Origin of the sequence: Shinella sedimenti (assembly GCF_022601905.1) — a bacterium.
GTDB lineage: Bacteria > Pseudomonadota > Alphaproteobacteria > Rhizobiales > Rhizobiaceae > Shinella > Shinella sedimenti.
In genome coordinates this window covers 25,758-42,557 of sequence record NZ_JAKVIN010000001.1, presented here as the reverse complement: position 1 = coordinate 42,557, position 16,800 = coordinate 25,758, and the positions used below count along the sequence as shown (strand labels likewise).

Genomic DNA, 16,800 nt, shown 5'->3' with positions numbered 1-16,800 from the left:
AACCCCAGAATCGCCTTAAGGCCTTATACGCCAAGCGATTTCAGTTTGCGATGGAGCGCCGAGCGCTCCATGCCGACGAATTCGGCCGTGCGGGAGATGTTGCCGCCGAAGCGGTTGATCTGGGCGATGAGGTAATCGCGCTCGAACATTTCGCGGGCCTCGCGTAGCGGAAGCGTCATGATGTGCTGGTCGCCCTGCGTGGAAATCTTCGGCAGCATGTCGCCCACTTCCGTCGGCAGCATGTCGGCCGAAATCGGGGTATCCGGGCCGTCGCTGCGGGCGAGAATCATCAGACGCTCGATATTGTTACGCAGCTGGCGGATGTTGCCCGGCCAGTCATGCGCCTGGAGCACCGCCAGCGCGTCGTCACCGATCTTGCGCGCGCGGATACCGGCCTGCTCGCTGACCTGCCGCATGAACATGTCAACGAGGAAGGGAATGTCCTCGCGCCGCTCGGCAAGCGGCGGCACGCGCAGCGGCACCACGGCAAGTCGGTGGTAGAGGTCCTCGCGGAAACCACCTTCGGCGATCAGACTTTCGAGATTGTAAGCGGTGGATGAGATGATGCGCACATCCACCTTGACCCGCTTGGAGCCGCCGACGCGCTCGAATTGCTGATCGACAAGCACGCGCAGGATCTTGTTCTGCGTCTCGCGCGGCATTTCGCCAATCTCGTCGAGATAAAGGATACCGCCATGCGCCTCTTCGAGCACACCGGTCCGTCGCGGTTGGCCGGGCGTTCCCTCGGTCCCGAACAGCGCGATCTCCATGCGTTCTGGCGTGATCGCCGCTGCATTCAACACGACGAACGGCCCGTTCGCGCGGCTCGACTTGCGGTGGATCATGCGCGCCACCAGTTCCTTGCCGGAACCGGAGGGGCCAAGGATCATGATGCGGCTGTTGGTCGGCGAAACCTTCTCGATGTTCTGGCGCAGCTGCGAGACGGCGACAGACGTGCCGATCAGCTCGACGGGGTCACCCGACCGCTTCTTCAGCTCCGTCACCTCGCGGCGCAGCTTGGAATTTTCGAGCGCGCGCTCCGCGATCAGGATCAGCCGGTCCGCCTTGAACGGCTTTTCGATGAAATCATAAGCGCCGCGCCTGATGGCGGAGACGGCGGTCTCGATATTGCCGTGGCCGGAAATCATCACGACCGGCAGGTCGGGGTGGCGGCTCTTGATCTCGTCGAGAAGCGCAAGACCGTCGAGCTTGCTGCCCTGCATCCAGATATCGAGGAAGACGAGGCGCGGCACGCGGTCGCTGATGGCGGCAAGCGCGCTGTCGCTGTCGAAGGCGGTGCGTGTCTCGTGCCCCTCGTCCGAAAGGATGCCGGAAACGATTTCGCGGATGTCCTCTTCATCGTCCACTACGAGAATATCAGACGCCATGGCTTACTTCCTTGCTCTTATTCTTGTCCGCATCGATGGCCACCGTTTCCTCGTAGGGCAGGATCACGCGGATCATCGCCCCATGGCCTTGATCGAAATCCGAGGGGGCATCGTGCAATTCCAGCTGCCCCCCATGGTCTTCGATGATCTTCTTCACGATCGCGAGGCCCAGGCCCGTGCCCTTCTCGCGCATCGTCATATAGGGCTCGAGAATCCGATGCCGGTTTTCGGTCGGCAGGCCCTTGCCGTTATCGATCACATCGACGACGAAACGCCGGCCCGGATCGTCTGCGATCGCGCGGACGAACACCTTCGGCTGCGCACGTCCGGCATCCGGCGGCACGGCCTCGATGGCCTCGACGGCGTTCTTGATGAGGTTGCCGAAGGCCTGTCCGAGCATGCGCTGATCGAAGAGCCCCGTGAGCGGCACCTCGCCAAAATCCTTCTCGAAAGAGACATGGTTGTTACCCATCTCGCGCAGGAATACGGCGTCCTTGAGGATGGTGCGCAGGTCCGAGCGCTCCTTGGTCGGTTTGGGCATGCGCGCAAAGGACGAGAATTCGTCCACCATGCGCCCGATATCCTCGACCTGCCGCACGATCGTATCCGTACACTGGTCGAACACCGCCCGGTCTTCCTGGTCGATCTGCTTGCCGTAGCGGCGACGGATGCGCTCGGCCGAAAGCTGGATCGGCGTCAACGGGTTCTTGATTTCGTGTGCGATGCGGCGCGCCACATCCGCCCAGGCGGTCGAGCGCTGGGCGATGACAAGATCGGTGATGTCATCGATGGTGACGACGTGCGAATCCTGCGCGTCCTTGGTTTCCTCGCGCGTCACCTGCACGTTCAGCGTCCGCTCCTTGCCGCCATGCATGATGTTGATCTGCCGCCGATGGTCGTTGCGATAGCGCGTGGCGCCCTCGGCCAGCACCGCCGCGATTTCCGGCGCCACCTCCGACAGCGGCTTGCCGATGAGGTCGGCCGCGTCCCGTCCGAGCAGGATTTCGGCCGACGTGTTGACGATGGTCACGCGCCCGTCGCCCTCGACGCCGATGACGGCCGCCGTCACGCCCGACAGCACGGCCTCGATGAAACGGCGGCGATCGTCGACCTCGTCCTTCGCATCGAGGATCTGTTCCTGCTGGATGCGGATTTCAGAAATCATCTTGTTGAAGGTGCGCGAAAGATTACCGACGTCGCCATCGGCCGTGCGGACCGGGACGGACACGTCGAGATTGCCCGAGGCAACGCTGTCGGCCGCGCCGATAAGCTGGCGGATGGGCCGAACGATACGGTCGGCAATCGCGATGGCGGTCCAGATCGCGGCGAGCAGCACGATCAGCGCGAAGCCGAGATAGAGCAGCCCGAAGGCGACCTGAAGCGGTGTGCGGCCGGATTCCAGTGCCCGGTATTCCGCGGTGTTCTCCTCCATCAGCCGCATGGAGCGCATCACCTCGGGGTCGACGGTGCGGATCGTATAGAGAAACGCATCCGAGATGTTTTCCAGCTTGATGATCGCGCCGACCAGATTGGTCATGCCCGGCGGGATCAGCGTCGGCTGGCCGGCGGCAGACGCGCGCAGCGCATCTGAGGGAACCGGCGGAAGCTCGCCCTCCACCTGGATATTGGCCTGCAGGATCGGGGAGCCATCGGCCCTGAGCAGAAAGGCGCCCAGCATGCCGCGCCCCCGTGCCTGTCGCGTCATCAGTTCGATGAAGCCGGAGCGGTCGAGGCTGTAGAGCTGGCGATTGCGGTCGAGGTCGTTCGCCATCGAGACCGTCTGGCCCTGCAGGTAGCTGGCATTTTCCAGCATATAGGCCTGCGCCACATTGAGCGAGGAACTGACGATCGACTGCGTGCGGATGGAGAACCAGCGGTCGAGGCCGACATCCAGCGTGATCGAGGCGAAGATCGCGACCAGCACAGCCGGCGTGATCGCCACGATGGAGAACAGCGCGACGATGCGCACATGCAGCCGCGCCGCCGCGCGGCCACGCCGGCGTGCACGCAGCAGGCGGGCAATTTCCCGGCCGATCAGGAACATAAGGCCGACGATGAAGATGGCATTGATCGCCGCCGAGGCGATGACGACGTTTGGTTCCGGCCGGATCGGCGTCAGGCCGAGCAGAATGAAGAGCGAGATCGTGGCGGCAACGAGTGCGCCACCTGCAAGCAGAAGCCCCGGCAGCGCGAACGAAGCCCGGCGATCCGCGATGACCGTTCCGGTCTCGCCCTGCGAAAGCACGTCAACGTCTTCCGTCATCTGCCGCATCGCTTCCCCGGCCACGCGCCTGTTCGGCGCGAAGGCTTTATCTCGTGTTTTCCGGGATGTACCGACCGCATGTCAGGCGCCTGCCCGTGCCCGTGTCATGACGGTCGGGCGCGCGAACCTGTTCGACCGCCTCCCTCTGTTACCCTCAAGCAACAGATTGTGGCCAAAATGCAACGCCTTCGTCAGACAAGTCAAGCCGAACGGGAGCTTCTGTAGACGGAAACACCGAGTTCGCGGATTTTCTTACGCAAGGTATTGCGATTGAGGCCGAGAAGGTCGGCGGCCTTGATCTGGTTGCCACGGGTCGCGGTCAGCGCGGCGAGAATCAGCGGATACTCCACCTCGGCCAGCACGCGGTCGTAAAGGCCCGATGGCGGCAGGCCGTCCCCGAAACTCGCGAAATACTGCCGCATGTTCTCCTCGACGGCCTGCGAAATCGACAGCGGGCCGGAGCGCACAACCGCCTTTTCCATGGGGCTGTCGGGGATATCGGCCCTGAGCTCCGTCTCGATGATCTCACGGGTGATCACGTCCTGCGGGTAGAGCGCGGTCAGCCGGCGCACGACATTTTCAAGCTCGCGCACGTTGCCGGGCCAGGGATGCGCCTTCATCAGCTCCAGCGCTTCCTGGTCGAAGCGCTTGGCGTCGAGACCTTCCTTCTCGGCCTGCTGCACGAAATGGCGCACGAGGTCGGGAATGTCCTCCGCCCGGTCGCGCAGCGGCGGCAGGCGCAACGGCACGACGTTGAGACGATAATAGAGGTCCTCGCGGAACAGGCCCTGGTTGATGGACTGTTTCAGATCCTTGTTGGTCGCCGCAACGATGCGCACATCGGTGCGGATCGGCGTGCGGCCGCCGACGGTGGTATATTCGCCCTGCTGGAGCACGCGCAGGAGGCGCGTCTGCGCATCCATCGGCATGTCGCCGATTTCGTCGAGGAACAGCGTGCCGCCCTCAGCCTGCTCGAAGCGGCCGGTCGAGCGGTTCTGAGCGCCAGTAAAGGCACCCTTTTCGTGGCCGAAGAGTTCGGATTCGATAAGGTCACGCGGGATCGCCGCCATGTTGATGGCGACGAAGGGGCCGTTGCGGCGTTTGCCGTAGTCATGCAGCGCGCGGGCGACCAGTTCCTTGCCGGTGCCCGATTCGCCGGTGATCATCAGCGTCAGGTCCGTCTGCATCAGGCGCGCAAGTACGCGATAGATTTCCTGCATCGCCGCCGAACGGCCCACAAGCGGCATGCCGTCCTGCGTATCGTCGTCGAGCCGCGCAGGCTTGCGCTTCGGCTCGGCCAGCGCCCGGCCGATGATGGCGATGAGCTCGGTCAGATCGAAGGGCTTCGGCAGATAGTCGTAAGCGCCCTTCTCCGAGGCCTTGATGGCCGTCATGAACGTGTTCTGCGCGCTCATCACGAGCACCGGAAGATCGGGCCTTGCCTTCTTGATGCGCGGCAGGAGGTCGAAGGCGTTCTCGTCCGGCATCACGACATCGGTCACGACGATGTCGCCCTCGCCGGCGGCGACCCAGCGCCACAGCGTTGCCGCATTGGAGGTGATGCGCACGTCGTAGCCGGCGCGGCTCAGCGCCTGGTTGAGCACGGTGCGGATTGCGGCATCGTCATCGGCAACGAGGACTGTGGCGCCTGTCATCAATCATGTCCTTTGGTCTTGGAAAAGTCGTCGTCTTCGCTGACGCCGCGCGAGGCGGGCATCAGCACGCGAAAGGTAGTGCGGTTGGCCTGGCTGTCGCATTCCACGATGCCGCCATGCCCCCCGATGATCTTGGCGACCAGCGCAAGGCCCAGGCCCGATCCATTGGTCTTGGTGGTGATGAAGGGATCGAACAGGTGCGGCAGCAGGTCCGCCGGCACGCCCGGCCCGTTGTCGTGCACGCAGAATTCCAGCGGTAGCGAGATCTTTTCGCGCGTTCCGGCAACCGAGAGCCGTATGCCCGGCCGGTAGGCGGTCGTCAGCTGGATTTCGCCGTCGCCCCGGTCGCCTACGGCCTCGGACGCGTTCTTGATGAGATTGAGGAAAACCTGCACCAGCTGGTCGCGATTGGCAAAGACCGGCGGCAGCGACGGGTCGTAGAGTTCCGTGATCTTGATGTTGCGCGCAAAGCCAGCCTTGGCGACAGCCTTCACATGGTCGAGCACGGAATGGATGTTGATCGGCAAGCGATCGACCGGCCGCTCATCCGAAAACACCTCCATGCGGTCGACCAGCGAGACGATGCGGTCCGTCTCGTCACAGATCAGCCGTGTCAGAGCGCGATCCTCATCGATGACGGAGGTTTCCAGCAGCTGTGCGGCGCCGCGGATGCCCGACAGCGGGTTCTTGATTTCATGCGCCAGCATCGAGGCAAGGCCAGTCACGGAGCGCGCGGCAGCGCGGTGCGTCAGCTGGCGGTCGATCTTGTCCGCCATCGAGCGCTCCTGGATCACCACGACCACGGAGCCCGGATCGGTCGTGACGGGCGCAACATAGAGGTCGACGAGCTTGTCGGCGCCCAGCCGTGGTGAACTGAGGTCCACACGGTATTCACTGACTGGCGCCCGGCGTTCGCGCACTTGGTCGATCAGCGTCAGCAGGGGGCTGCCGAAGGGAATGACGCTCGCCACATTGTGACGGGCGAGATAACCTGCACTTGCCCCAAAAAAGGATTCCGCCTCCCAGTTGGCGAAGGCGATCAGCCCCGCGCCATCGACCATTATCACCGGGTTCTGGATGGCGTTCAGCACGGCAAGTGCCAGGTCCGGCGCATTCGGGTTTGCGGCCTTCTCCGTCATGCGGCCTCTCCGAGTTTGACCACGGGACCGTTCAGGATAGCCGCCGCCAGCCTGTCGGCAACGAAAGCGCTATCACGCGCGGTCATGATCGCCGCCTTGTCCGCGCCGCCAAGGCCCGCCGCAAAGCGATCCAGATACCAGCCGACATGTTTGCGCGCATGGCGCAACCCCGCCTCCACACCATAGAAATCCAGCATCATGCGATAATGCTGGACGGCAACCGACGCGCATTCTTCCGTGTCAGGATGCGGGCACGCCCCCGCCAGCACCGCAGGATGCCACGGGCGACCCTGTGCGGAACGGCCGACCATGACGGCGTCCGCGCCGGAGCGCCGCAGGATTTCCTGCGCATCTTCAGCCGTATCGACATCGCCATTGGCAACAAGCGGGATGGAAAGCACGTCACGCACGGCGCGGATCGCGTCCCAGTCGGCCCGTCCTTCGTAGAACTGCATGCGCGTGCGGCCATGCACGGTGATCATCGCGACACCGGCGGTCTCGGCGCGCGAGGCGATATGCGGTGCATTCAGCGAATCGTGGTCCCAGCCGAGCCGCATCTTCACCGTCACCGGCACCTTCACGGCGTTGACTGTCGCCTCGATGAGGGCCAGCGCATGATCGGGATCGCGCATCAGCGCCGAACCGGAATAGCCGCCGATCACCTTCTTGGCTGGGCAGCCCATATTGATGTCGATGATGTCGGCGCCCTCGCCTTCTGCGATCTTCGCCGCTTCCGCCATCCAGTGCGCCTCGCGCCCGGCAAGCTGCACCATATGGGGGCGGATGCCGCAATTGCGGATACGCGACCAGCTTTCGCGCGCGTTCAGCGCCAGTTCGCGGCTTGCCACCATCTCCGTCACGACCAGCCCGGCCCCGAAACGCCAGGCAAGATCGCGGAACGGTAAATCCGTCACGCCGGACATCGGCGCAAGGACAACCCGGTTCCTCAGGGTCTGGCCACCGACCGCAAGCGGCGCTGACAGGGCTGGAAGTACCAAATGCTCATCTTTCAAGCAGGTCATATCTCTGCATCATTTTTAGCCATTATTGTCGTTCTTGCCAAGCCGCAATCACGGTCGGCGGCATTTTTCCTGTCAGCGCTGGAATTGCGGCATCCTTCCGGCTAAACCACCCCAAAACGCTTTGAAACGGGAGGCAAGGAGCCGAATGCAGGCGGAAAATACCCTATCCTGCGGTGTGGTGATCGTTGCCGCCGGTCGCGGCGAGCGGGCCGGCAGCCATGCCGAAGGCCCCAAGCAGTACCGTCGCATCGGCGGAACGCCGGTGATCTCCCACACGCTCGATCTGTTTGTCAATTGGCAGCCCGCCAAGCATATCGTGGTCGTGATACATCCCGATGACGCAGCACTCTTCGAGATGGCGCGCGCAGCGGCATCGCCGGCCGGCAGCCGGCTGAGTGTCGTCCAAGGCGGCGCCACGCGCCAGCAGTCCGTACTGGCCGGGCTTGATGTCCTGGCAGACCACGCCGTCAGCCATGTGCTCATCCAGGATGCCGTGCGCCCCTTCGTCGAGCCCGCCATCCTGGACCGCACGCTCACCGCCTTCAGCCATGGCGCGCGCGCCGTTCTGCCCGCCGTCGCGGTCGCCGATACGCTGAAACGGGCCGATGCTAACGGCAATGTGGCCGAGACGGTCTCCCGCTCGGGCCTGTTTGCCGCCCAGACGCCGCAGTCCTTCCATTTCGAAACGATCCTGGAGGCGCATCGCCGCGCGGCCGCATCAGGACGCACCGATTTCACCGACGATGCCTCGATTGCCGAATGGGCCGGGGTCCGGGTGCACCTCGTCGAAGGCAGCGCCGGTAACGTCAAGCTTACATTGCAGAAGGATATTGCCATGGCCGACCAGCGCCTTTCACACGCTCTACCGGACGTGCGCACCGGAAACGGCTACGACGTGCACCAGCTCGTCGAGGGCGACGGCGTGACGCTGTGCGGCCTGTTCATCCCGCACGACCAGACGCTGTCGGGCCATTCCGATGCCGACGTCGCGCTGCACGCGCTGACCGACGCCCTGCTCGCGACCTGCGGCGCCGGCGATATCGGCGATCATTTCCCGCCATCGGATCCGCAGTGGAAGGGCGCTGCCTCGCGCATCTTCCTCGAACACGCCGCTGAAATCGTGCGCAAGGCCGGCGGCACCATCATGAATGCCGATGTCTCGCTGATCGCCGAAGCGCCCAAGGTCGGCCCCCATCGCGATGCGATGCGCCGCAATCTCTCGGAATTCCTCGGCATTTCCCTGGAGCGCTGCTCGGTGAAGGCGACGACCAACGAAAAGATCGGCTTCATCGGCCGCCGCGAGGGCATCGCAGCCATCGCCACCGCAACGGTCGTCTACAGGGGAAGCGAAGCATGAGCATCTGGCCTCAGGACATCGAAGACGCCGCCCGCGCCATCGTCGCGGATTTCGGGCCGAAGAACCTGCTCATCGCCACGGCCGAATCCTGCACCGCCGGCCTGATCGCCGGCGCCATCACCGAGATCGCGGGCTCCTCCACGGTCTTCGACCGCGGTTTCGTCACCTATTCCAATGAAGCCAAGCGCGAGATGATCGGCGTCGCCAACGCCACGCTCAAGGCGCATGGCGCCGTGTCGCGCGAGACCGCGCTGGAAATGGCCGAAGGCGCCATCGGCAATTCCGGCGCCAACATCTCGGTCGCCGTGACGGGCATCGCCGGCCCGGGCGGCGGCTCGGATGAAAAACCCGTCGGCCTCGTGCATCTCGCCACCGCCCGCACCGGCCGCAAGACGCTGCACCGCGAGATGCGTTACGGCGATATCGGCCGCAGCGCCGTCAGGCTCGCCACGGTGCGCACCGCACTCGAAATGCTGGTGGAAATCTCAGCCGACTGAGGAGGCGCCGCCATAGATGGTCGCGGCGCGTTTTTCGAAGGCGTCCGTGAACATGCGGAAGGCCCGGTCGAACATCGAGCCCATCAGCGCGCCGAGAATGCGGCTTTTGAACTCGTAGTCGATGTAGAAATGCACCGAGCAGCCGCCTTCCGGCAGTGCATCGAAGCGCCAGCGGTTGTCGAGATAGCGGAACGGCCCGTCGATATATTTGACGTCGATCGCCCGTTCGGCCGCATTCAGCAGCACCTGCGTGGTGAATGTCTCGCGGATCGCCTTGTAGCCTACCGTCATGTCCGCCACGAGCAGTTCCTTGCCGTCGCGCTCCTTGCGCGAGCGCACCGAAAGGGCTTCGCAAAGCGGCAGGAATTCCGGATAGCGCTCGACATCGGCGACGAGCGCATACATCTCTTCAGGCGTGTGAGGAACCGGGCGACGGGTTTCGAACTGAGGCATGGCCGAGAGCTAATGAACCGCGCGAATTCTTGCAAGTAGGCGGTCATTCTCGCGCCGCGATTTCAACACGCAAACAGGCACGTCGCAGCCATAAGCCGCAAGGTTCTCTTCGATCTCCGGGCTTTCGGTCTTCTCGAAATTCCAGATGTAGCGAAGGAAATCCGCATCGATCCGCTCGGGGCAACCGTCGGCCATCTCGGGCCGCGACCGGCCGCGGTAGCGTAGCCAGCGCGAGATCACGCCGTAGAGCGAGACGAGCCGCGGCGGACGCAACCAAAGAACGAGCTGCGTGCGCGGCAGCCGCAGCGGCAGCGTGCCCGGGCTGGTGCCGTCCATGATCCATCGCTCCTGCGCCACGAACGCCTTGAGCCTGTCCAGCGCTTCGGCCCGCGGCCGCTGCTGCCAGCCGGGCATCCAGAAGATTTCCCGGTCCATGGAAATGTGTGGCAGCGAAAGATGATCCGAAAGCTGCCGCGCCAGCGTGCTCTTGCCGCTGCCCGAGCAGCCGATGACCAGCACGCGCTCCGCGGTTTTCAGCCGTCCGGCCGCCTCTTCCAGCGCAATCGTCATGTCAGCCTCCTGAAACCAGAAACCCCGCCATCGGGCAGGACGGCGGGGCTTAAAGCATGGGGGCTGAAAAGTCTATTCGGCTGCGGCCAGCAGCTTCTTCTCCCGCGCTGCCCGCAGGCGGGCGAAATCGTCGCCGGCATGGTGCGAGGAGCGCGTCAGCGGGCTCGAGGAGACCATCAGGAAGCCCTTGGAATAGGCCACCGTCTCATAGGACTTGAACTCGTCGGGCGTCACGAAGCGCATGACGGCATGATGCTTGCGGGTCGGCTGGAGATACTGCCCGATGGTCAGGAAGTCGACATCGGCCGTGCGCAGGTCGTCCATCAGCTGGAGCACTTCGTTGCGCTCCTCGCCGAGCCCCACCATGATGCCCGACTTGGTGAACATGGTCGGGTCCAGCTCCTTCACGCGCTGCAAAAGCCGCACGGAGTGGAAGTAGCGTGCGCCCGGACGCACCGTCAGATAGTTGCCCGGCACGGTCTCCATATTGTGGTTGAACACATCGGGCTTGGCGGCGACGACACGCTCCAGCGCGCCCGGCTTCTTCAGGAAGTCGGGGGTGAGGATCTCGATGGTCGTTGCGGGGGAAGCCGCGCGAATGGCCCAGATCACCTTCTCGAAATGCTCGGCGCCACCGTCGTCCAGATCATCGCGGTCGACCGAGGTGATGACGACGTGGGAAAGCCCCATCTGCTTGACGGCCTTGGCGACATTCTCCGGCTCCGCCATGTCGAGCGCGTTCGGCTTGCCGGTCGCGACATTGCAGAAGGCGCAGGCGCGGGTGCAGATCTCGCCCATGATCATGAAGGTGGCGTGTTTCTTGTCCCAGCACTCGCCGATATTCGGGCAGCCGGCTTCCTCGCACACCGTCACCAGCTTGTGGGAGCGCACCAGCTCGCGCGTCTCCTGGTAGCCCTTGGAGACCGGCGCCTTGACGCGGATCCATTCCGGCTTGCGCAACACTTCCGTATCCGGCTTGTGAGCCTTTTCCGGATGGCGCACGCGCGGCGCGTTCGGATCGAGATTGGTGCGGTCGAGAATGGTGACCATGTCTTTTCCACTTTCCTGGCCGGCGTCCGTGCCTGCCCTTGAGCTCGAAAAGGTGAGCCCGCCTCATGTGGAGGCGGGCTTTAGCACGTTCAAGCGTTCAGCGCACGCCCATAGGCATCCAGCACGCTTTCCTTCAACGTTTCGGAAATCGTCGGATGCGGGAAGATGGTGTGCATCAACTCTTCCTCGGTCGTTTCGAGGTTCATGGCGATGACGAAGCCCTGGATCAGTTCCGTCACTTCCGCACCGACGAGATGGGCGCCCAGGAGTTCGCCGGTCTTCTTGTCGAAGATCGTCTTGACGAGACCCTGGTCTTCGCCAAGCGCAATCGCCTTGCCGTTTGCCACGAAGGGGAACCGACCGACGCGGATGTCGCGGCCCTGTTCCTTGGCTTTCGCTTCCGTCAGACCGACGGAGGCCACCTGCGGGTGGCAATAGGTGCAGCCCGGGATCTTGGCCTTGTCCATGGGGTGGACGTTCGGCAGGCCGGCGATCTTCTCGATGCAGATGACGGCCTCGTGCTCCGCCTTGTGGGCGAGCATCGGCGGGCCGGCCACGTCGCCGATGGCGTAGATGCCGGGCACGTTGGTCTTGCCGTAGCCATCGATTGCGATGAAGCCGCGGTCGGTCTTCACGCCCAGCGCCTCAAGACCGATATTCTCGATATTGGCCTGCACGCCGACGGCGGAGATCATGCGGTCGGCGGTGATCTTCTCGACCTTGCCGTCCTTCATCTCGACATGCGCGGTGATCGAATTGGCACCCTTCTCCACCTTGGCGACCTTGGCCTCCAGATGGATCTTCATGCCCTGCTTTTCGAACTGCTTCTTGGCGAGCGCAGAGATTTCCGCGTCCTCGACCGGCATCACCGTCTTCATCACCTCGACAACAGTCACATCCACGCCGAGCGTGCGATAGAACGAGGCGAATTCGATGCCGATGGCGCCCGAGCCCATGACGAGCAACGACTTGGGCATTTCCGCCGGCGTCATTGCTTCAAAGTACGTCCAGATCAGCTTGCCGTCCGGCTCGATGCCCGGCAGCGCGCGCGGGCGTGCACCCGTGGCAATGACGATGTGTTTGGCGGTGTAGGTGCCTTCGGGCAGCACGTTCTTCGGCACAGGCGCCTGCGGCTGCTGGATCGCCTTGGTCGTCTTGGACACCACAATCTCGCCCGGCTTGGTGAGCTTGGCCTCACCCCAGATGATGTCGACCTTGTTCTTCTTCATCAGGAAGCCGACGCCGCCATTCATGCGCTGGGCGATGCCGCGCGAGCGCGCGACGATGGCCGGCAGGTCCGGCGTCACCGTACCCTCGATCTTCACGCCATAGTCACCCGGATGCTGGGCATAGTGGAAAATCTCGGCAGAGCGCAGCAGCGCCTTGGTCGGGATGCAGCCCCAGTTGGAGCAGATGCCGGCGAGATGCTCGCGCTCCACGATGGCCGTCTTCAGGCCGAGCTGGGCGGCACGGATTGCGGCAATGTAGCCACCCGGACCCGACCCGATAACGATGACGTCGTAAGCATTCGACATGAGCGCTTCCACTCCTCTGTTGTTCTTCTGCGCCGCGCGGTTTTTCCGCTGCGGCATGACGAGAAGCGGAAGCCACCGCTCCTCAGGGATTGTCCGCCACCTTTTCCGGCCGCGTCAGCATCCCGTAGATTTCATCCTTGAGCCGCATCCGCTCCTTGCGCATGTTGATCATGCTGAGGTCGGCGACGGGCTCGATATCCGTTTCTGCGCGATGAATGGCGAGATTCACCGCCTGATAGTCTTCGCAGATCCGGTGAAAGTGGCCGTCGACCTCGCGCAGGTGGCGAATCTTGGCCAGATGCTCCGGAAATTCCTCTGCAAGCTGGTGCGGGGTGTTCGGCATGTCCATCTCCTTTTTGGTTGATGGTATCAGCCTAGCCTGCCCGCCCCTTCACTCCTTGATCCCTGTCAAACCCGCCGCGATACTGTCAAAGCCCGAGCATCATGCGCACGACCGGCTCGAGGCCTTTGCCGATCGCCCGGGTGTTTTCGGCATCGAGATGCACGCCGTCGAGCGGTGTCGTTTCGGCGACAGAGCCCGCATCGAAGAAACCGCAGCCACGCTCGTCGGCGAGGTCGGCATAAAGCGTCGCCAGCATGGCCGACTGCTCGACCCCGCCGGCAAACATCGCCGCAAACGCCGTGTTCGCCGTCTCACAGAGCGGCGGCGGCGAAACGATCAGCACATCCGGCCCCTCGTCCGTCTCGAAGGACCAGGCGTGATGCCGCACCAGCTCCACCAGCCGCTCCATGCCCTGCACGGCGCCGAAGGCCGTGCCGCAGATCGCCGGTTTCATGTCGTTGGCGCCGAGGAACAGGATGACGAGGTCGATCGGGTCGTGACTGTGCAGGATGGTCGGCAGGATGCGCGCGCCGTTGCGATCGCAATCCGCCAGATGATCGTCATAGGCGGTGGTGCGGCCGTTGAGACCCTCCGCGACCACGTTGACATCGGGCCCCAGCGCCTTGGCAAGCACGCTCGGCCAGCGATCCCCGAAGGCATGCCGGTCGAGCGTTTCCGCGTTGTAACCCCAGGTCAGGCTGTCGCCGTAGCAGAGAACCGTCTTCATGGCCGCACCCCGCTTGTCAGACGAGCATCCCCATCGGGTTCTCGATATAGCGCTTGAAGGCACCGAGCAGTTCGGCGCCGAGCGCGCCGTCCACGCAGCGATGGTCGGTGGAAAGCGTGACCGTCATCGCATTGACGATGACCATCTGCTTGTTCTTCACCACCACGCGCTCCTCGCCTGCGCCGACCGCAAGGATCGTCGCATGCGGCGGGTTGACGACGGCGGCGAAGTTCTTGACGCCCATCATACCCATGTTGGAGACCGCAGTCGTGCCGCCCTGGTACTCCTCGGGCTTCAGCTTGCGTTCCTTGGCGCGCTTGCCGAGGTCCTTCATCTCGTTGGAGATGGTCGACAGGCTCTTGGTTTCCGCCTTGCGGATGATCGGCGTGATCAGCCCGCCCGGGATGGAAACGGCGACGCCGACATCCGCGTGCTTGTGCTTGACCATGTTCGTTTCCGTCCAGGAAACGTTGGCATCCGGCACGTCACGCAGCGCGAGCGCCAGAGCCTTGATCACCATGTCGTTGACCGAGAGCTTGTAGGCCGGACGGTCGTCCTTGCGCGGCGCGCTGTCGTTGATCTGCGCACGCAGCGCCAGAAGCGCGTCGAGTTCGACATCGACGGAGACATAGAAATGCGGAATCGTCTGCTTGGATTCCTGCAGGCGCTTGGCGATGGTCTTGCGCATGCCGTCATGCGGCACAAGCTCGTAGGAGCCTTCATCGAAGAGCTTGAGCACGGCATCGTCGGACATTCCCTTGGGAGCGGCGGACGCGGCGGCAGCCGGTGCAGCGGCGGCAGGCTTCGCACCACCGGTCGCAACGGCCTTTTCGACGTCGCTCTTGACAACCCGGCCATGTGGCCCGGAACCGGAAACGGCGGAAATGTCGATACCGGCTTCCTTGGCGATACGGCGGGCCAGCGGCGATGAAAACACGCGGTTGCCGTCGCGGGCAGGCGCTGGACCGGCCGATGCGGTGGCAGCAGGTGCCGGAGCGGCTGCGGCAGAAGCCGGCTTTTCGGTTTCCTTCGGTGCTTCGGCCTTCGCTTCGGAAGGCTTGCTTTCGGCCGGCTTGGCGTCTGCCTTCGGGGCGGAGCCGGCGGCAGCAGCCGCAACATCCTCGCCATCAGCGGCGAGAATGGCGATCAGGCTGTTGACCTTCACGCCTTCCGTACCGGCCGCCACGACGATCTTGGCGACAACGCCCTCGTCGACGGCTTCGACCTCCATCGTCGCCTTATCGGTCTCGATCTCGGCGATCACGTCACCGGATTTCACGGTGTCGCCTTCCTTCACCAGCCACTTGGCGAGGTTGCCCTCTTCCATGGTGGGGGAAAGGGCGGGCATCGTAATGTTGATCGGCATTTCGCGCCCTCCCGTTACTTGTAGCAGACGGCCTTCACCGCCTCGACGACTTCACCCACATTCGGCAGCGCCAGCTTTTCGAGATTGGCGGCGTAGGGCATGGGAACGTCCTTGCCGGCAATCGTGACGACAGGCGCATCGAGATAATCGAAGGCTTCACGCTGGATGCGGTTGGCGATGTAATCGCCGACCGACGACTGCGGGAAACCTTCCTCGACAGTCACGAGGCGGCCGGTCTTCTTGACCGATTCGATGACGGTCGGCAGGTCCATCGGACGAATGGTCCTGAGGTCGATCAGCTCGACGTCGATGCCCTGCTTCTCCAGTTCCGCCACGACCTTGACCGCATAGGTCATGCCGATGCCGAAGGACACCAGCGTCACATCCTTGCCCTGACGGTGGATGCGCGCCTTGCCGATCGGCAGAACGAAATCGTCGAGCTTGGGAACCTCGAAGCTATGGCCGTAGAGGATCTCGTTCTCGAGGAAGATGACCGGGTTCGGATCGCGGATCGCCGCTTTCAGCAGGCCCTTCGCGTCGGCTGCCGTATAGGGCATGACGACCTTGAGGCCCGGAATATGGCTGTACCACGCCGCGTAGCACTGCGAGTGCTGGGCGCCAACGCGCGCGGCAGCGCCGCTCGGGCCGCGGAAGACGATCGGCGCGCCCATCTGGCCGCCGGACATGTAGAGCGTCTTGGCGGCCGAGTTGACGATATGGTCGATCGCCTGCATGGCGAAGTTGAACGTCATGAACTCGACGATGGGCTTGAGGCCGGACATCGCCGCGCCGACGCCGATGCCGGCAAAGCCGTGCTCGGTGATGGGCGTGTCGATGACGCGCTTATCGCCGAATTCCTGCAGAAGGCCCTGGGTGATCTTGTAGGCGCCCTGATATTCGGCGACTTCCTCACCCATGATGAACACGTCGCCATCGCGGCGCATTTCTTCCGCCATGGCGTCGCGCAGCGCTTCACGCACCGTCATGCTCACCATTTCGGTGCCGGCGGGGATATCCGGATCGGCGGCCACTTCCGTCTTCGGTGCGGCCGGGACCTTCTCGGATGCGACGGATGTCGGCTCGTCGGAGGATTCGCGGGCCTTGCCACCCGCGTCGCCGGAGGTTGCGGCAGGCGTGTCGGCATTGGCCGCCGGCGCCGCCTTGGGCGCGGACATCGCATCGGCGCTTTCGCCATCCTGCAGCAGAACGGCGATGACGGAGTTGACCTTGACGCCTTCCGAGCCGGCCGGGACGACGATCTTGCCGATCACGCCCTCGTCGACGGCTTCGACTTCCATCGTCGCCTTGTCGGTCTCGATCTCGGCGATCACGTCACCGGACTTCACGGTGTCGCCTTCGTTCTTGATCCACTTGGAAAGCGTGCCCTCTTCCATCGTCGGAGAGAGCGCGGGCATAAGAATATCTACGGGCATAT

16 protein-coding genes are annotated in these 16,800 nt (G+C 63.8%); 3 read left to right on the top strand and 13 right to left on the bottom strand.

Going from position 1 to position 16,800, the window contains the following annotated elements; all coding sequences use genetic code 11:
- Positions 1-23 precede the first annotated feature (23 nt).
- The 5 genes from ntrX to dusB form a co-directional block, all read right to left on the bottom strand.
- Positions 24-1,388 carry a nitrogen assimilation response regulator NtrX gene (ntrX, locus tag MKI86_RS00195; protein ID WP_134652132.1) on the bottom strand — a complete coding sequence of 455 codons (1,365 nt, stop codon included), beginning with the start codon at positions 1,386-1,388 and terminating at the stop codon, positions 24-26.
- Entirely contained in the window at positions 1,378-3,651 is a 2,274-nt protein-coding gene (locus tag MKI86_RS00190; RefSeq protein WP_241595583.1) for a sensor histidine kinase NtrY-like, read from the bottom strand. Before MKI86_RS00190 ends, ntrX begins: the two co-directional genes overlap by 11 nt.
- Positions 3,652-3,851: 200 nt before the next feature.
- On the bottom strand, positions 3,852-5,306 hold the full coding sequence (ntrC, locus tag MKI86_RS00185; RefSeq protein WP_134652136.1) for a nitrogen regulation protein NR(I): 1,455 nt from the start codon (positions 5,304-5,306) through the stop codon (positions 3,852-3,854).
- A complete protein-coding gene (locus MKI86_RS00180; RefSeq protein ID WP_241595580.1) occupies positions 5,306-6,445 on the bottom strand; it encodes a two-component system sensor histidine kinase NtrB in 1,140 nt (379 codons plus the stop codon). The genes ntrC and MKI86_RS00180 overlap by 1 nt, the downstream gene beginning before the upstream one ends.
- A complete protein-coding gene (gene dusB / locus MKI86_RS00175; protein ID WP_241595577.1) occupies positions 6,442-7,467 on the bottom strand; it encodes a tRNA dihydrouridine synthase DusB in 1,026 nt (341 codons plus the stop codon). The genes MKI86_RS00180 and dusB overlap by 4 nt, the downstream gene beginning before the upstream one ends.
- On the opposite strand from dusB, the gene MKI86_RS23770 reads away from it, so the two are divergent.
- Genes MKI86_RS23770 through MKI86_RS00165 form a run of 3 tightly spaced genes read left to right on the top strand, consistent with a single transcriptional unit; the run spans position 7,444 to position 9,321 of the window.
- Positions 7,444-7,572: a hypothetical protein gene (locus tag MKI86_RS23770; protein WP_256464532.1), complete on the top strand. Its 129-nt coding sequence runs from the start codon at positions 7,444-7,446 to the stop codon at positions 7,570-7,572. The genes dusB and MKI86_RS23770 overlap by 24 nt on opposite strands.
- 40 nt (positions 7,573-7,612) lie before the next feature.
- The gene (locus tag MKI86_RS00170) at positions 7,613-8,824 is read left to right on the top strand and encodes a bifunctional 2-C-methyl-D-erythritol 4-phosphate cytidylyltransferase/2-C-methyl-D-erythritol 2,4-cyclodiphosphate synthase (protein ID WP_241595574.1); all 1,212 of its coding nucleotides are present in this window, start codon (positions 7,613-7,615) and stop codon (positions 8,822-8,824) included.
- A 2-nt stretch (positions 8,825-8,826) separates the two neighbouring features.
- Complete coding sequence (locus MKI86_RS00165; RefSeq protein WP_241597709.1) at positions 8,827-9,321, top strand: CinA family protein; 495 nt, start codon at positions 8,827-8,829, stop codon at positions 9,319-9,321.
- Here MKI86_RS00165 and MKI86_RS00160 read toward each other — a convergent pair.
- From MKI86_RS00160 to MKI86_RS00125, 8 genes are all read right to left on the bottom strand, one after another.
- The gene (locus MKI86_RS00160; protein ID WP_241595570.1) at positions 9,310-9,774 is read right to left on the bottom strand and encodes a type II toxin-antitoxin system RatA family toxin; all 465 of its coding nucleotides are present in this window, start codon (positions 9,772-9,774) and stop codon (positions 9,310-9,312) included. The two genes, MKI86_RS00165 and MKI86_RS00160, sit on opposite strands and share 12 nt — an antisense overlap.
- 9 nt (positions 9,775-9,783) lie before the next feature.
- Complete coding sequence (locus MKI86_RS00155) at positions 9,784-10,344, bottom strand: P-loop NTPase family protein (RefSeq protein ID WP_241595568.1); 561 nt, start codon at positions 10,342-10,344, stop codon at positions 9,784-9,786.
- 72 nt (positions 10,345-10,416) lie between these two features.
- The gene (gene lipA / locus MKI86_RS00150) at positions 10,417-11,394 is read right to left on the bottom strand and encodes a lipoyl synthase (protein WP_241595565.1); all 978 of its coding nucleotides are present in this window, start codon (positions 11,392-11,394) and stop codon (positions 10,417-10,419) included.
- A gap of 89 nt (positions 11,395-11,483) precedes the next feature.
- Positions 11,484-12,929: a dihydrolipoyl dehydrogenase gene (lpdA, locus tag MKI86_RS00145; protein ID WP_241595562.1), complete on the bottom strand. Its 1,446-nt coding sequence runs from the start codon at positions 12,927-12,929 to the stop codon at positions 11,484-11,486.
- A gap of 82 nt (positions 12,930-13,011) precedes the next feature.
- A complete protein-coding gene (locus MKI86_RS00140; protein ID WP_241595559.1) occupies positions 13,012-13,272 on the bottom strand; it encodes an HP1242/YdcH family protein in 261 nt (86 codons plus the stop codon).
- Positions 13,273-13,357: 85 nt separating this feature from the next.
- Entirely contained in the window at positions 13,358-13,999 is a 642-nt protein-coding gene (locus MKI86_RS00135) for an SGNH/GDSL hydrolase family protein (RefSeq protein ID WP_241595557.1), read from the bottom strand.
- A gap of 16 nt (positions 14,000-14,015) precedes the next feature.
- Positions 14,016-15,365, bottom strand: a complete 1,350-nt coding sequence (locus MKI86_RS00130; protein ID WP_241595554.1) for a pyruvate dehydrogenase complex dihydrolipoamide acetyltransferase — start codon at positions 15,363-15,365, stop codon at positions 14,016-14,018.
- A 14-nt stretch (positions 15,366-15,379) separates the two neighbouring features.
- Positions 15,380-16,798: a pyruvate dehydrogenase complex E1 component subunit beta gene (locus tag MKI86_RS00125; RefSeq protein WP_241595550.1), complete on the bottom strand. Its 1,419-nt coding sequence runs from the start codon at positions 16,796-16,798 to the stop codon at positions 15,380-15,382.
- Positions 16,799-16,800 lie beyond the last annotated feature (2 nt).

Excerpts from the sequence above, each read along its gene's own strand:
- MKI86_RS00190 (WP_241595583.1), bottom strand. The coding sequence starts at position 3,651 with ATGACGGAAGACGTTGACGTGCTTTCGCAGGGCGAGACCGGAACGGTC.
- MKI86_RS00170 (WP_241595574.1), top strand. The coding sequence starts at position 7,613 with ATGCAGGCGGAAAATACCCTATCCTGCGGTGTGGTGATCGTTGCCGCC.
- lpdA (WP_241595562.1), bottom strand. The coding sequence starts at position 12,929 with ATGTCGAATGCTTACGACGTCATCGTTATCGGGTCGGGTCCGGGTGGC.
- MKI86_RS00135 (WP_241595557.1), bottom strand. The coding sequence starts at position 13,999 with ATGAAGACGGTTCTCTGCTACGGCGACAGCCTGACCTGGGGTTACAAC.
- MKI86_RS00130 (WP_241595554.1), bottom strand. The coding sequence starts at position 15,365 with ATGCCGATCAACATTACGATGCCCGCCCTTTCCCCCACCATGGAAGAG.
- MKI86_RS00160 (WP_241595570.1), bottom strand. The coding sequence starts at position 9,774 with ATGCCTCAGTTCGAAACCCGTCGCCCGGTTCCTCACACGCCTGAAGAG.
- lipA (WP_241595565.1), bottom strand. The coding sequence starts at position 11,394 with ATGGTCACCATTCTCGACCGCACCAATCTCGATCCGAACGCGCCGCGC.
- MKI86_RS00180 (WP_241595580.1), bottom strand. The coding sequence starts at position 6,445 with ATGACGGAGAAGGCCGCAAACCCGAATGCGCCGGACCTGGCACTTGCC.
- dusB (WP_241595577.1), bottom strand. The coding sequence starts at position 7,467 with ATGACCTGCTTGAAAGATGAGCATTTGGTACTTCCAGCCCTGTCAGCG.
- ntrX (WP_134652132.1), bottom strand. The coding sequence starts at position 1,388 with ATGGCGTCTGATATTCTCGTAGTGGACGATGAAGAGGACATCCGCGAA.
- MKI86_RS23770 (WP_256464532.1), top strand. The coding sequence starts at position 7,444 with ATGCTCATCTTTCAAGCAGGTCATATCTCTGCATCATTTTTAGCCATT.
- MKI86_RS00155 (WP_241595568.1), bottom strand. The coding sequence starts at position 10,344 with ATGACGATTGCGCTGGAAGAGGCGGCCGGACGGCTGAAAACCGCGGAG.
- MKI86_RS00140 (WP_241595559.1), bottom strand. The coding sequence starts at position 13,272 with ATGCCGAACACCCCGCACCAGCTTGCAGAGGAATTTCCGGAGCATCTG.
- ntrC (WP_134652136.1), bottom strand. The coding sequence starts at position 5,306 with ATGACAGGCGCCACAGTCCTCGTTGCCGATGACGATGCCGCAATCCGC.
- MKI86_RS00125 (WP_241595550.1), bottom strand. The coding sequence starts at position 16,798 with ATGCCCGTAGATATTCTTATGCCCGCGCTCTCTCCGACGATGGAAGAG.